This window comes from Macrococcus epidermidis, from assembly GCF_024205965.1.
GTDB lineage: Bacteria > Bacillota > Bacilli > Staphylococcales > Staphylococcaceae > Macrococcoides > Macrococcoides epidermidis.
Genome location: NZ_CP073819.1, coordinates 1,409,362 through 1,424,302 on the forward strand (window position 1 = coordinate 1,409,362; position 14,941 = coordinate 1,424,302).

At 32.9% G+C, this 14,941-nt stretch carries 13 protein-coding genes and 1 other RNA gene; 5 read left to right on the forward strand and 9 right to left on the reverse strand.

Features of this window, described 5'->3' with window-relative positions; translation table 11 throughout:
• Positions 1-10 precede the first annotated feature (10 nt).
• The 3 genes from KFV12_RS07405 to KFV12_RS07415 are packed head-to-tail and all read right to left on the reverse strand — an operon-like array spanning position 11 to position 5,174.
• The gene (locus KFV12_RS07405) at positions 11-883 is read right to left on the reverse strand and encodes a 5'-3' exonuclease (RefSeq protein ID WP_254256467.1); all 873 of its coding nucleotides are present in this window, start codon (positions 881-883) and stop codon (positions 11-13) included.
• Positions 880-1,776, reverse strand: a complete 897-nt coding sequence (locus KFV12_RS07410) for a sulfurtransferase (RefSeq protein WP_254256468.1) — start codon at positions 1,774-1,776, stop codon at positions 880-882. Before KFV12_RS07410 ends, KFV12_RS07405 begins: the two co-directional genes overlap by 4 nt.
• 2 nt (positions 1,777-1,778) lie before the next feature.
• Positions 1,779-5,174, reverse strand: a complete 3,396-nt coding sequence (locus KFV12_RS07415) for a dynamin family protein (RefSeq protein ID WP_254256469.1) — start codon at positions 5,172-5,174, stop codon at positions 1,779-1,781.
• A 134-nt stretch (positions 5,175-5,308) separates the two neighbouring features.
• Between KFV12_RS07415 and KFV12_RS07420 the strand changes: the two genes are divergently transcribed.
• The 3 genes from KFV12_RS07420 to KFV12_RS07430 all read left to right on the forward strand — a co-directional run bounded on the left by KFV12_RS07420 (position 5,309) and on the right by KFV12_RS07430 (position 7,692).
• A complete protein-coding gene (locus tag KFV12_RS07420) occupies positions 5,309-5,476 on the forward strand; it encodes a cytochrome c oxidase subunit 2A (RefSeq protein WP_242444216.1) in 168 nt (55 codons plus the stop codon).
• Between the two features lie 12 nt (positions 5,477-5,488).
• The gene (locus tag KFV12_RS07425; protein WP_199798205.1) at positions 5,489-5,968 is read left to right on the forward strand and encodes a cupredoxin domain-containing protein; all 480 of its coding nucleotides are present in this window, start codon (positions 5,489-5,491) and stop codon (positions 5,966-5,968) included.
• A 68-nt stretch (positions 5,969-6,036) separates the two neighbouring features.
• Entirely contained in the window at positions 6,037-7,692 is a 1,656-nt protein-coding gene (locus tag KFV12_RS07430) for a b(o/a)3-type cytochrome-c oxidase subunit 1 (RefSeq protein WP_111715531.1), read from the forward strand.
• Positions 7,693-7,740: 48 nt separating this feature from the next.
• Here the strand turns inward: KFV12_RS07430 and KFV12_RS07435 are convergent, their stop codons facing one another.
• The 6 genes from KFV12_RS07435 to KFV12_RS07460 all read right to left on the reverse strand — a co-directional run bounded on the left by KFV12_RS07435 (position 7,741) and on the right by KFV12_RS07460 (position 11,756).
• On the reverse strand, positions 7,741-8,751 hold the full coding sequence (locus KFV12_RS07435) for an MsnO8 family LLM class oxidoreductase (protein WP_254256470.1): 1,011 nt from the start codon (positions 8,749-8,751) through the stop codon (positions 7,741-7,743).
• A 110-nt stretch (positions 8,752-8,861) separates the two neighbouring features.
• On the reverse strand, positions 8,862-9,980 hold the full coding sequence (locus tag KFV12_RS07440; protein WP_111714989.1) for a THUMP domain-containing class I SAM-dependent RNA methyltransferase: 1,119 nt from the start codon (positions 9,978-9,980) through the stop codon (positions 8,862-8,864).
• A 131-nt stretch (positions 9,981-10,111) separates the two neighbouring features.
• An RNA gene (rnpB, locus tag KFV12_RS07445) (RNase P RNA component class B) lies at positions 10,112-10,478 on the reverse strand.
• A 52-nt stretch (positions 10,479-10,530) separates the two neighbouring features.
• A complete protein-coding gene (gene gpsB, locus KFV12_RS07450) occupies positions 10,531-10,845 on the reverse strand; it encodes a cell division regulator GpsB (protein WP_099578161.1) in 315 nt (104 codons plus the stop codon).
• Between the two features lie 10 nt (positions 10,846-10,855).
• Positions 10,856-11,407 carry an SLOG family protein gene (locus KFV12_RS07455; RefSeq protein ID WP_111714990.1) on the reverse strand — a complete coding sequence of 184 codons (552 nt, stop codon included), beginning with the start codon at positions 11,405-11,407 and terminating at the stop codon, positions 10,856-10,858.
• Positions 11,408-11,417: 10 nt separating this feature from the next.
• Positions 11,418-11,756, reverse strand: coding sequence for a DUF1798 family protein (locus tag KFV12_RS07460; protein ID WP_254256471.1), 339 nt, complete (start codon positions 11,754-11,756; stop codon positions 11,418-11,420).
• Positions 11,757-11,832: 76 nt separating this feature from the next.
• Here KFV12_RS07460 and recU point away from each other — a divergent pair, with 76 nt between their 5' ends.
• Positions 11,833-12,435, forward strand: coding sequence for a Holliday junction resolvase RecU (recU, locus tag KFV12_RS07465; RefSeq protein WP_099578167.1), 603 nt, complete (start codon positions 11,833-11,835; stop codon positions 12,433-12,435).
• A gap of 25 nt (positions 12,436-12,460) precedes the next feature.
• The gene (locus tag KFV12_RS07470) at positions 12,461-14,920 is read left to right on the forward strand and encodes a transglycosylase domain-containing protein (RefSeq protein ID WP_111714993.1); all 2,460 of its coding nucleotides are present in this window, start codon (positions 12,461-12,463) and stop codon (positions 14,918-14,920) included.
• Positions 14,921-14,941: the final 21 nt, after the last annotated feature.

A 14,941-nucleotide genomic window follows, 5' to 3' on the forward strand; every position in this document is an offset into this window, starting at 1 on the left:
GGGCTTGTCATTACAATTTCGCTATAAAATTTTTGGCAACCTTTAGTTCGTATTGATTACATATATCGATCATTGATTGCAAATCAACTGAATATGGCATTTCACTGATAATTTCATCTAACTTTAGTGGTACTTCTGTATGGATTGCTGCAAGTTGATGAGAAAGCTTTAAAGCATCTGCTGCTCCATTGATTTTATTTTGCTGTCCTTTCGGAAGTTCTTCAATATGTTCAAGTACACCTTCAACACTTCCATATGTCTGAATTAATTTAATTGCTGTTTTTTCACCAATACCCTTTACACCAGGATATCCATCAGCAGTATCACCCATAAATGCTTTTACATCAATTAATTGCTTTGGCTGAATTTGATATTCTTCGATAAATCGAGTCTTATCATATTTATTGTAAATATTGAAGCCTTTTTTTATTAACCATACTTCAATATGCTCATCCAGTATTTGCAGCAAATCACGATCGCCACTAATTACTTTTATATCATATGTGCCATCTAACGTATGTGCTAACGTCCCGATAACATCGTCAGCCTCGAAATTTTGTATGCCAATATTATGAAATCCAAGTTGTCTTGAGATTTCCTGCACCATATCAAATTGAGGAATCAACTCGTCTTGTGGTGCTGGACGATGAGCTTTGTAGTTAGGGTCGATTTCGTTTCTAAATGTTTTAGCCCCCATATCCCAACAGACTATTACATGATGGGCATCGGTGTCATGAATCGCACTTACAACATGTCTTACAAATCCTTGAACACCATTTGTAGGAACACCTTCTGAATTTTTCATATAGTTTTTGTGTAGACTTGTAGCAAAGAAGTGACGAAAGAGCAATGCCATTCCATCAACGATTAATAAATTGTTCATTTTTGTTCTCCAGTTTCTATTTGATTTGGATATTTTGACACCCACTCGGAATAACTACCTACATATACTTTTACATTTTGGTCTAATGTCTTGAGAGCGACATATAAAGGTGTAGCGCTTAAACCTGAACCACAATAAATAATGCTTTCTTTCTCTAAAACATTTCTAAATACATTTCGTAGTGCCTCACTATTTTTCGGGACTCCATTTGCATACACTTCACTAAAAGGAATATTGATTGCTGTCGGAATATGGCCCGCAATTTTATCCATCGGTTCAACTTCGCCAACATAGCGTTCATGAGCACGTGCATCAATAAGTACGACATCATGTTGAGGAGCCTTAATTAAGCTTTGGATATTGTTACAGAAAGTGATGATATCTTTATTAAAATTTTTGTTTAAATCTCTATTTGCTAATTCTTTATATTTTTCCACCGCCATTTCATACTCTTTGTCGGTGCATTTATATAATTTTAATAAAGCATGCTGTTTTCCTTCTATTGGATCTTTTGTCGATTTCTTAAACAGTTTCAAATCTTCATAACCTTCCTGAATAAGAAGACATTCAATACCTACAAGATGACACAGAAATACAAAGCGAGTGCCATAAAAACTATTACGATTATCATAGCCTATTATCGTCTTTCCTTGAGCAAATGCTTCCACAATATCAATGAAATCATTTAAATCAGGTAATGGATGTCGTCCACCTGATATTGGATTGTTACCCATTAAGAATGAATGAATATACGCTGCTCCTTCAATTCTTTCTTCGTGATAGTTTTGAATACTTTGTTCTAAATTGTCCATTATACCTCGACAATCAAAAAGTACTGCATCATTATTTTGTACCAGTTTATAAGCTTGTTGTTCTGTTATCCATATTCTCATGACTACACCTCTATTTTTTGAATTGCTTTTGAAACTTCTTCTTTTAAAGTATGGTCAATTTTTTGTTGCATTTTTTCGCGCATTGTTTGATGCATCATTTTATTTTTTTCTTCAATATAATTAGACAATTTTATTGCATTGTCGTCAATAAGCTTCAAGATTTCATTTTCATACATATCAATTAATTTAATTAGCATTTGTATCGTTTTTTGGTGTATTTCATCGTACAGTTCAGTTTTCAGTGTCTGATTCATAAACTGCTTCTGCTTAATATTACCTAAATTTATTGTATGAATTTCATCAGTGAGCTTACTAATACTTACGTCATTAGGATTTAGTAATTGTTCTTTATATTGTAAATCTTCATAAATCTCTTGTTGTTCTAATTGATTAGTAAGCACTTGAATACCTTGACTAAAGAACGACTGCGCACTTTTATTTAATCTTGGCATAATCAAATATAAGTCTTCATTTAACTTTTGCTGAACAGCATGTAAATAGCTCTGTTGTACTTTAGACAAATCCGAAGAAGTATTGATTTGTTCTTTTAAGACGTCATACAGCTGTATTTTCATCTTGTCTTTAAGATATGTTGTTTGTTCAGTCAATATATCTTTTACCGATCGTATTACATTATCTTTTACATTTAAATCGATTGGACCATTGGCTAACCACTCTGTGTAATACTGATTTCTAATTTGTATTTGATTTTCGTACTGATCAAAATTACTTACAAGTGCTTTTGCTTTTTCGTATAAAACAGATGTCTGGTGATTAATTTGTTTAATTTTCTGTTGTTTACTTGTTGTTGTCACAAAGCTTTCAATTGCTGTTTTAAATTCAGTAAAATTATCATCGTAACTTTTTAATGCATTTCGACTTGAAACCGGATAAATAGGATCATCAATGTTTAAAGTTTGTAGTTCTCCTGCTAAATAATCTATCACAGAATTTAACTCCTGTTCATCTTTTGCTAAATCTACTGCATTAATAACAAAGAAATTCTGACTATCTTCGTTTATAATTTCTACTTCATTTAAATAAGAAAGGAATGCTTTGTCTTTTTCAGTATAAACATGATTGTAATATGAAACATAGATTAATAAATCGCTATCAGCAATTATTTCAGTTGTTTCTTTTGTATGTCGGCTGTTCGTACTACCTGTGCCTGGTGAATCAATAATAATCTTATCTTTTAGAAAATCATTTTGGATGCCGAGAGTAATCTTCTGTACAAAAGCTGCATGTGCATCAACAGCAGTATACTGTGTTATTTCGTCATCATTCACTTCAATTGTTGCATGATTCTCTAAATACTGTGCATATAGATCATAATTTTGAATAATCGCTTCTGCAAAATTTCTGTTCTGTGCATTTAACTGATTAAGTTTTCCTTTAAATCGTTTAATCCATTGACTAATTGTAGGTATTTCAATTGTTGAAGTTAACATCATGTCATTTAATGATTTCAATATGTCTTTTTCCAACTTAAATGTGACATAATTCTTATCACCATATTGAATCTCAGTTATTGAAGCTGTCGTTGGATTCGGTGAAGAAATCAATATTTCTTCTTTTAAAAGTGCATTAATCATTGCACTTTTACCTGCACTAAAAGCACCAAATACAACAATTTTAGTTATATTCTTATTCAATCGTTCAATTTGAGCATTTACTTTCTCTATATCAGTCTTGAAGTACATAACATCAGACAAATGTTGCAGAATTGATTTACTTAGATTCAGATTCTCATTTGCAAAAGTTGTTTCTTTAATAATTTTTGAAATTTCTGTAGGTTTTTCTTCAAGCATTTCAAATGTTACATAATTTCTATCAATTAATTTATCCACCGATTCATCAACATGAATATAGTAGTGTAGATAGTTTTTAGTAGTGATTGACTTTATTAATGATTCATTCTCAAAATATTCATCAAACTTCACAGTTTCCTTACTATTTTCATCATTTGTATTTAAAATAGACATATTTATATTTTTTATGAACAGCTCATGCCAATTCTTTTGCTGATTAACGATCATACGTTCAATGAATAATTTTAATTCATCTGAATAAATTAAAACATAATCATTTGTGATAGATGTTTGTTGCTTAATTAACTGCTTAACATCATCTTGTGAAATATTAAAAACAAGTTCATTAATTATATTTGGATTACTTAAGTATTTTGAGAATTGACCATAATATTCTTTAAGCTGAAATGTAATTTGTTTCTCAATTAACGCATTCAGTGATGTAACAACTGTTGCCACTTTTTCATCCTGAATCGCTAGTACTTTTGCTTTTTTACCAAAAAGTCCTGGTACTTTATAGTTATCTGCAAATGTTTCGAGCATCTCACGATTTTTCTCGCGCATTTCATAAGGCATTAAATAAGCATTTTTTATAATATCTTTCACACCATTTAACAATAACTGTGCGTTATTTGCATCTGCTAATATAGCTTGTTCAGCGTTCATCGCTACATTTGCACTTGCTTTTTGATATGCCATATCTACTTCGTCTTCTTCAACGTTTATTGTAGCCAGTAAATTTGTTTTAATTTTATTCAGATAATGTATTTGTGTCGATTCAATATAAGCTATCATGCGTTCAAAATAATACGCTTTGTTTGTTTCTGCATTGTGTGCAAAGTGCTCCATTAATGGAATCACATTATCAATTTCATTATTAACACTGTCATAAATTGATGTATATAAAATATGCTCAATCTTAAGATGCCAACGTTCAATATTATCATTTATAGCAGTTTTAAAATCCTCAAATGATATTTCTTCTTCATGATGTTTATCAATCTGATTGATTATCAACACGACTGGGACGTTTAATTGATTTAATGCTCTAATTTGATCAAAGTTTTTTTCTGAATTTACATGATTATACTCAACCGTATAAAAAACCACGTCACTAATAAGTAAAAATTTCATTGTACTTGCTTCATGATTTTTAAATGTTGCATCAATGCCTGGAGTATCCTGAATGACGGTACCATTATCAAATAGATGAGACGATTTTTTGATTTCAACTGATTCTATTTTATGGTTAAGTGTATTTACTCTTTTTATATCTTCATATTGATTTAAATCACTATATGTATGATTATCAAGATTGATGCGTACATTTTCAGTGTCACTGATAATAATTTGAGCCGTATTACTTGTAGTAGGAACTGGTGAACTCGGTAAAATATTCTCATTGAATATATGATTTATTAAAGATGATTTCCCTGAAGAAAAGTGACCAATAAAGCTGATAACAACTTGATCCTGATGCACTTTTTTAATAATTTCATTGATTTGTTCCACCAAAATCACATTGTTTGACTTCTCTACTTCTTTTTTTAATTGATATAATTGCTTGATTTGTTCATGATGTTTCATAACATACCTCATTTATATATATTTATTTGTGAAATTTTTAACGAAAATAAAAAAAGTGTGATATTTATCACATTAATAAACTTTGTACTCTATTATTATAAAGAAAGAAAAGCTATTAAGAAAGGGTGTTCATTATGGCAGAGGATAAAAATTTAAATCAATCACATGATCCGATTCAGGTTAATGAAGAAGTTCATCACGATTTAGATTTAAGAGGCACAATGGCGTCAGTATTATTTTTAGGCGCAGTGTTTATCGTAACATGGTTTGCAATTTTTATATTATTTTTAGAACGCGTATAGGAGGGGAATATTTTGCATAAGTTAGAGAAAATTTGGCTGGGATTAGGTATGGGATCACTTGTTTTATTCTTAGGTATTATTTTTGTTTCTGCAATACATAGCGGTCATGAGCCAATCGCCAGTGGACGAGAATTTGTCGATCCAGAATTAATTGATAAACATGAAGTATTCAGCAAACCAGGATTACATAAAGTTGAAGGTAAAGATTGGGATTACGAATTAGTATTTGTAGTTTCTGCATTTAACTACAATCCAGGTGAAGTTGAAATTCCAAAAGGTGCGAAAGTAAAAATTATCGCAACAAGTCGCGATGTTGTTCACGGCTTCGAAATTGCTCAAACAAACGTTAACATGATGATAGAGCCAGGACACATCTCAACATTCGTAAAAACATTTGATAAAAAAGGTGAATACCTATTATTGTGTAACGAATACTGTGGTACTGGTCATGCAGACATGAAGTCAAACATTAAGGTGGTAGATAAGAAATGAACGCATTCAAATTAGATAGCGGCGTATTTGACGATCGCTCTACTTATAGAAACCATCATGCCGAAGAAATGGCAGAACGTGTAGAAATGGACCGTAAAGATGGTAAATTAATTATGGCGCATATGTATGTAGCAATTGTGTGTTTAATCATCGGTGGATTAGCAGGTCTACTACAAACATTAGTGCGTTCTGGTCAATTAAAATTACCTGCAGGAATCGGTTATTATCAAATCTTAACTGTTCATGGTATTATTTTAGCTTTAGTATTAACAACATTCTTTATTATGGGATTCCAGACAGCTGCAGTAATCCGTACTTGCGGTAAACTTTCACCATTACAAAGAAAATTAGTTTGGTTAGGATTCTGGGTAATGTTAATCGGTACTGCAATGGCAGCAACGATGGTATTACTTAATAAAGCTACAGTCTTATATACATTCTATGCTCCTCTGAAAGCACATGTAATCTTCTATGTTGGTATGGCATTAGTCGTTGTTGGTTCTTGGATTTCTGCAGCTGGACAAATCATGCGCTATGCACAATGGAGAAAAGAACATAAAGGATTAAAATCTCCTTTATTAGCTTATATGGCAACAATCAATAATGTAATGTGGATCGTATGTTCTATCGGTGTTGCAGCAACAGTTTTATTACAAATGATTCCTTGGTCATTAGGTATAGTTGAACGTATCGATGTTTCACTTAGCCGTACGCTATTCTGGTACTTTGGACATGCTTTAGTTTATTTCTGGTTATTACCAGCATATATGTCTTGGTATGCAGTCGTTCCAAAAATTATCGGTGCTAAAGCATTTAGTGATAACTTAGCACGTATGAGTTTTATGTTATTCTTATTCTTCTCAATTCCAGTTGGTATTCACCATCAGTTAACTGAGCCTGGTATTGATGTAACATGGAAATATGTACAAGTTGTATTAACATTCATGGTCGTTATTCCTTCATTAATGACTGCATTTAGTTTATTTGCAACATTTGAAGCGTATGGAAGAAAAGTTGGTGCTAAAGGATTATTTGGATGGATTAAAACATTACCTTGGAATGATGCACGTTTCGTATTACCATTCATCGGAATGGCAGCATTTATTCCTGGTGGAGCTGGTGGTTTAGTTAACGCTTCAGCTCAAATGGACCAAGTCGTACATAATACTATCTGGATTACAGGTCACTTCCATTTAACAGTAGCAACAGCAGTTATCTTAACGTTCTTTGGTACAATGTACTGGTTAATTCCACATGCTACTGGGCGTGTAATGACAAAAGCAATCAATAGATTAGCAATTATTCAAGGTGTTATGTGGGCAATTGGTATGTCAATCATGTCTGGCGCAATGCACTACATCGGATTATTTGGGGCGCCACGTCGTTCTACTTATTCTGAATATGGTGGTTCAAAAATTGCAGCTGAGTGGATTCCTTACCAGGTAATGCAAGCAGTTGGAGGTACAATTTTATTTATCTCTATCATCTTAGTAGTTATCGTGTTCATTCAGTTAGCATTCTTTGCTCCTAAAGGATATGAAGCATTCCCAGTTTCTGAAGCAATGGATGAAGCAGCACCTGCTTATAAATTCGTTGAAAACTGGAAATTCTTAATTATCGTTACGATTGCATTAATTTTAGTAGCGTATACAGTACCTATCGGACAAATGTTTATGGATCCACCTCCTGGTGCTAAAGGTATGGGCGAAGGAAAACTTTGGTAAAATCAAAACATCAAGCGAAAGCTTGATGTTTTTTTATTTTTATATTCATTATTTCTCACTATTAATTTCATCTATTATTTCTTTAATCGCTTTAAAACTTTCTATTTTTAATGTAAAGTCAAACGTATTGTTGATTACCATCAGTTCATCAAATCGATACGTTTCATATAATTTTTTAATTTCATATTTAACATCTTCTTTTATTCCAATAAAATAACGTCCTCTGTTCTTCTCAATGATACGTAAATCCTCTTCACTATATTTATTTTTATTAACCTGTTCAATTGAAGGAATAACAGTATCCCTTCCTTTAGTAACATTTAATAACCAATGATCTAATATACGTCTTTGCATCTCTTTTTCTGCATCATCTTTCACAACAATGATAAATGAACAAAATATCGTATATGCGCATTTCATAAATGCATTAGGAATAAACCCTTGTTGATAAATTTTTATTGCACTGTCTCGAAATTTATCACTGATAAAATTACCGAATACAAAACCTATTCCTAATTTTGCAGCCCTTTTAGCACCATTATCAGTCAACCCTAACGTAAAAATTTCTGGATGATTTTCAATCCTAGGTCCAGCTTTAACACCTCTATATTGATGCTCTAAAGGCAAAGTGTTACGCATGAAACCTAAAAACTCTTCTAGCATTCTATCGTAATCTCTCACCTTACTTGCGCCACCATCTGTTAATGCTTTTCTGGTCATTTCACTTCCACCTGGAGAATTTCCTAAGCCAATCGTCACACGACCAGGAAACAACGCTTCTAATAAGTTTGCATTTTCCGCAACCTTATAGGGGCTATATTGAGGTAAAAGAATACCCGCAGAACCAATATTAATGGATGACGTTACTGATAATAATCTTGTCATAACAATTTCTGGTGAATTGCTAATTAATCCTGTCGTATTATGATGTTCAGCAACAAAATAACGATCATAATTTAATTTTTCTGCAAATTGAACGAGTTCTATCGTATGCGCCAATGCATCCCCTGGCGTTTCTCCACGTGACATGGGTACTTGATCTAATATACTTAATTTCAATGTATTTTCACCTTCTTCTTGATACATATATCATAAACAAAAAACCACACAAAACATATAGTTATGCTTTGTGTGGTTACATTTATTTAAAGGTTTGTCGACATCCTCTTCTATCTCTCGCCCCAGTATTGATAGTACGTACATTCAATGTATCCATTAAATAATTTTCGGCGTTTAGTTGCTTTTTTGCCTACTAATATTTCAAATGTCTTCAAACTTGTCAAAATATATAGTGACCATTTAGGATTTTTTTCAATTAGTTCTCCTAAATACGTGTACATTGCTTCCACTTCTGCTCTCTCACCTATACGTTCGCCATACGGCGGATTACCAACAATTGCACCCTTTTCACTGTTTAACGTAAGATCATGAACATTCATTTGCTTAAATTCAATGATATCTCCAAAGCCTACTTCAATCGCATTATTACGCGCAATTTCAACCATGTTCGGATCAATATCACTTGCTGTAATCGATATTTCTTTATCATATTCAGCAACTTCTTCTGCCTTAACACGTTCTTCATCGTACATACCTTCAGGAATGATATCCCAGTTTTCACTCACAAAATCTCTGTTAAATCCTGGTGCAATATTTTGAGCGATCATTGCTGCCTCAATTGCAATGGTTCCTGAACCACAGAAAGGATCAATAAATGGTGTTTCTCCTTTCCAGTTAGATAACAATACAAGTGCAGCTGCTAACGTTTCTTTCATCGGTGCTTCACCTTGTGCGAGACGGTATCCACGTTTATGTAATCCGGCTCCTGAAGTATCAATTGTAAGTAATACTTCATCTTTAAGAATCGCAACTTCAACTTTATATAATGCGCCATCTTCACGTAACCATCCTTGCTGGTTGTGAGCTTTTTTTAGACGTTCAACTATTGCTTTCTTGACAATTGCCTGGCAGTCAGGTACACTGAATAACTTTGATTTTAAACTTCTACCTTGAACTGGAAAACTTCCATTTTCACTAATATAGTTTTCCCACGGTATATTTTTTGTCTGATCAAACAACTGTTCAAAAGTAGTAGCATAGAAACGTCCAACAACAAGTTTAACGCGATCTGCGCTGCGTAACCAAAGATTTGATTTCACGATTGCCCGTGCATCACCCTGATATAATACACGTCCATTCTCTGTTGTTGTTTCATATCCAAGGGCCTGAACTTCTTTTGCTGCAACAGCTTCCATCCCCATTGGTGTAGTAGCTAGTAATTGATACATAATTCCCTCCAAGTTTACATAATACTTTTATGGTAGAATGTAATGTTTATTAATTCCATTGTAACACGATAAATACGTTCAATAAATAAAAAAAGTCCCCCATTATAAATGGAGGACATCTAGAAAGATATCTCTATAAGCCATGTTCTGTTCCTTAGTACTGCAAATGAGCCTAGATACTCTCGTACGCCGGTGATAATCATCTGTCTGTATTTTCATACCTCTTCTATACGTTCATTTCCGCTAGAAAAGTGCTCCTACCAAATTTGGATTGCTCACTCGAGGGGTTTACCGCGTTCCACCTTTTCTATTTCTAGAAAAGCTACGTCACTGTGGCACTTTCAAGTTACTCAGACCATATCAAAGACTTAGGTCTATTCACTGCCGTCAAATTAATGCCCTGGCTTATTGTTTCACCAGGCACGATCACTACAGCCATCTCAGGCATGTGTGAGCATGGACTTTCCTCTATACAAAGTATAGCGATTATCCGAGATATCTTTTAACATTATTAAATTATAGCATCAAATGCATTGAATTGCGATGACTATTATTTACCGAACACTGCTTTTTCAAGATTAGAAATACGTTTTAATAAATCGTAGTTATTCGGTGTTTGTTGTTGATGATCACTTCTACCTGTTGCAACACGCATACGAAGGTTTTCAATTTCACGTTTCAATTTTGAATTTTCATCAGAAAGCTTTAATAATTGATTGTTCATGTCTGCCATCTTTTGATAGTCTTCTATCACTTCATCTAGAAAACTATCTACATCTTCCGGTTTAAAACCGCGTACCATCGTTCTTTCAAATTCTTTTTCATAAATATCTTTTGCAGATAATTTTAAATTCATTTCTGACATAATAACACCTCTAATTTTCTTGTTCTCTCGTATATTCATCTATAAAATCTGATAAGTCGAAAAAACTGATACTATCCATAGTATATTGATTTTCTGTCATAAAATCAATGAGCGTTCTTTTGAAGAATTTAGGACTTGCTTCATGCTCTTCGTCATAAAATAATAAAGTACCTTCAGTATTATCCAAAATGAACTGATTCGCCTGACTAAACATATATCCACCTTTATAAGTATCCTGAAACACACTATTTATATAATCTGCTTTACTGATAATCTGTTGATAGTATTGTTGATTTTCTTCATTCCATTTTTCTGTGTGACTTAAAAATGGCGTGATAATGCCCAATTTAATATCATATTGTTTTTTTAATCGAATCGTTACTTCAGCTGCCCATAATTCCGTACCTAAATTCCCCTGGATAATGACCCATTCAAGACCTTCTTCAATATATGATTTAATTTTATCCTGAAGGAAGAGTTTTATATATCGTACTTCAGGCTGATTATTTTTAAAAATACCAATCTCATACGGTTTATATCCAGTTATATATAAAGTCTTCATTACTATATCCTTAAACTTTTTCTATTACTCTGTTGATATATTGAAGATCATGATTGACTGCTTTGAATTTGTCGATAAATATTTTTTTACTCGTCTTATCAAAAAAACAATCGACAGATAACTCTCGAATATATAGCATCAGCAATGATAATTTCTTTTCATTCATTAAAGGTAAAGATAATATCTCTTCTTTATAATTATTTAATTGATTTAAATTTGCATCTACTTGTTCAGTAAATGGTTGTACATCAATAACAAAGTTAAATAGTTCACCATTTTTTGCGCTATGAAAGTACTGATCAATCTGTTGCATATTTTCAATTAAACTTTTAATACAATTTTGTAACATTTAACTACTCCTTTCACAAGTTGTGTTAAACTCATTGTATATGAAAAAATAAGACATCACAATTAGGATGAATAAAATGGTCAATTATCCAAATGGTAAGCCTTCTAAGTCTTTAGACTTAGTTACAAATACTATAAATAATAGTAAAATTGAATATGGAAAACGTGGTATGAAATTTGAAGATGAAATCGACAACAGCAATCGATATTATCTCCAAAACGATCTTGCAATTATACATAAAAAACCGACACCGATTCAAATCGTAAAAGTTGATTATCCGAAACGTTCGAAAGCAGTAATCAAAGAGGCTTATTTCAGACGTGCATCAACAACTGACTATAATGGCATATATAATGGTAAGTATATTGATTTTGAAGCTAAAGTTACCCAAAATAAAACGAGTTTTCCACTGATCAATATACACCAGCATCAAGTTTCACATATGCATCAAGTTTATCGTCATGGCGGTATCGTCTTTATTTTAATTTGCTTTTCCAGTCTTGAAGAAGTATATTTATTACCGTTCGAAAATTTTTATCATTATTGGCAAAGATACAAAGACGATGAAAAGAAATCTATTCAGTTAAAGGAAATTAAAAAAGATGGTATATTGATACCATATACATATCGTCCTAGAATTGATTATTTAAAAGCAATACAATCACTATATTCTATTTAAGTTTAATGAGAGAGAGGATTTAAGAATGGCGAAAAAGAAAAAAAGTTTAAAGAAAACGATCTTACAAGTTGTAGGCGTGCTTGTCGCATTATTTACAACGATGGTCGTTGCTGGTATGCTACTGTTTCTATATTATGCATACAATGCTCCGAAATTTAATGAGTCAGCATTACGTGATCAATTACCGACTAAAATTTATGATAAAGATAATAATCTAGTAACCATATTATATATGGGACAAAAACGTGAGAAAGTTAAGTTTGCAGATATTCCAGATACGATGCGCGATGCTGTACTTGCTACTGAAGACAATCGTTTCTATGAACATGGTGCATTAGACTTTAAACGATTAACCGGCGCAGTATTTAAGAATTTTACTGGTGGATTTGGTTCGCAAGGTGCTTCAACATTAACACAACAAGTAGTTAAACGTTCTTTCCTAACAGATCAAAAATCTATTGAACGTAAAGCACAGGAAGCTTACCTATCTTATCGATTAGAACAAGAGTATGATAAAAATCAAATTTTTGAGATGTATATGAATAAAATTTATTATTCTGATGGTATATATGGTGTTAAAACAGCAGCTAGATATTATTTTAATAAAGATTTAGATCAACTATCACTTGCTGAATCAGCATATTTAGCTGGACTTCCACAAGTTCCTAACACGTATAATTTATATGACCATCCAGAAGCTGCAGAAAAACGTAAAGATACTGTTTTATATTTAATGAATCGTCATAAACGTATCTCTAAAGCTGAAATGGAACAGGCGCAAGCTGAAGACTTATCAAAAAATTTAGTACCTAGAACAGCTGCGCAACGTCAAAATATAGAAGAAAATGATCCGAAATATGCATCATACGTCAATGTAATAAAGCAAGAATTAAAAAATAATAAAGAATTTCAAGGCAAATCATTAAGTGATGTGTTAACTAGCGGATTAAAAATTTATACGAACATGGACAATAATGCACAGATTTCACTGCAAAACAATGTTGATAACATGAATATCTATAAAAACAAATATCAACAAGCAGCATCAACGATTGTTGATACTCAAACTGGTGCACTTGTTGCTATAAGTGGTGGGCGTAATTTTACAGACGTCGTTGATAGAAACCTTGCAACAGACGTACATCCTGTTGGTTCAACAATCAAACCATTCTTAAGTTACGGTCCAATTGTCGAAAATGAACAATGGGCAACAAATCATAAAATACAGGATGAATCAGAATACGATATAAATGGTATCAAATTTAAAAACTATGATACGCAAAACCACGGCGTTGTAACAATGCGTGATGCTATCCGTCGTAGTTTAAATATACCGGCATTAAAAATCTTCCAGGAAGTAAAAAAAGAAGCTGGTAATGATGCATCTTATGAATTTGCCAAAAATGTTGGATTAGAATATCAATCAAAAGACTTAGGTCCTGCTGAAGCTTTAGGTGGATCATCTTCTGAGTTCTCTCCTACTCAAATGGCAAGTGCATTCTCTACTTTTGGTAATGGTGGTACATACAACAAAGCGCATGCTATTCGAAAAGTTGTGACACAAGATGATGAAACGATTAAGTTTGATACAGTTTCTGAAAAAGCGATGGAAGACTATACGGCATATATCGTAACGGATATGTTAAAAGGATCATTTGAACCTTTAGGTACAGCTTATGGTAGTAGTATTCCAGGTCTTACACTTGCAGCTAAAACAGGTACAGGTACGTATGGCAATGAAACGTATGAAAAATACAATTTACCTGACAATGCTGCAAAAGATGTCTGGATTGTAGGGTATTCACCACGATATACTATGTCTGTTTGGATGGGGTTCACTAAACTTGCTGAAGGCGGTGCTAATTCATTCGTTGGTCCTGAAGAGCAAGCATTACCAAAATCTTTATTTAAACAAGTAATGAGTGAAATCAGTCCAATAGATGGTCAGGATTTTGCAATGCCTGATTCAGTTGAAAAAATCGGTACAGATGTTAAAGTAAAAGGTCAACAAGATAATAATGATGTTTTAACAGGAAAAAATGATAATTCATCTACTACAGAGTCAGACTCAACGACAACTTTTCCTACAGGTTCTTTAGATGAGCAAACTGAGGCAGCGCGTAATAACAATGAACGTGCTGCTGAAGCTGCTAAGAGAGCCTTAGAAGAAGCAAAACAGGCAGAACAGGATGCGAAGAATCAAATCAATAACCAGTCATCTAGCAACTCTGAAAAAAAAACTTCTAATTCAAAAGACAAGAATAAAAACAACACCACTGAGGTTGTAACAGAAAATATACCTACTACAATGGAAAGAAGAACAGCTGAAACTGTTCCATCTAGCCAATCTGCAGATCAAAAAGCTGCCGCTGACTTGAAAGCAGCGAGTGATAAAGCTGCTGCAGACTTAAAAGCTGCAAGTGATAAAGCTGCTGCTGATTTAAAAGCCGCAAATGAACGGGCAGCACAAAATTTAGGTCAATAAAAAAGAAGCGAAACAATGATG